The sequence below is a fragment of the Halomonas sp. ND22Bw genome (genome assembly GCF_003011945.1).
GTDB classification, from domain to species: Bacteria; Pseudomonadota; Gammaproteobacteria; order Pseudomonadales; family Halomonadaceae; genus Halomonas; species Halomonas halophila.
On the sequence record NZ_PXWD01000452.1, the window covers coordinates 1 to 333 of the forward strand.

At 67.6% G+C, this 333-nt stretch carries 1 protein-coding gene; it reads right to left on the reverse strand.

Translation table 11 applies throughout. From position 1 onward, the window contains the following. A partial coding sequence (locus CVH10_RS18895) for an ABC transporter permease subunit (RefSeq protein WP_146143072.1) occupies window positions 1-333 on the reverse strand: 333 nt, incomplete at both ends.

Genomic DNA, 333 nt, shown 5'->3' on the forward strand with positions numbered 1-333 from the left:
GACGAACTCGTTGCCGATCGGCGGGATGATCACGCGCATCGCCTGCGGCAGGATGATGCGGCGCAGCGCCAGCAGGCGCGGCATGCCGATGGACTTGGCGGCTTCGTACTGGCCCACGTCGACCGACAGCAGCCCGGCGCGCACCACCTCGGAGGTGTAGGCGCCCTGGTTGATGCCCAGGCCCAGCAGCGCGGCGAGGAAAGGCGTCATCACGTTCACCGTCTTGGCTTCCCACAGCCCGGGGATGCCGAGCGTCGGAAACACCAGCGCCAGGTTGAACCACAGCAGCAGTTGCAGGATGACCGGTGTGCCGCGGAACAGCCACACGTAGCC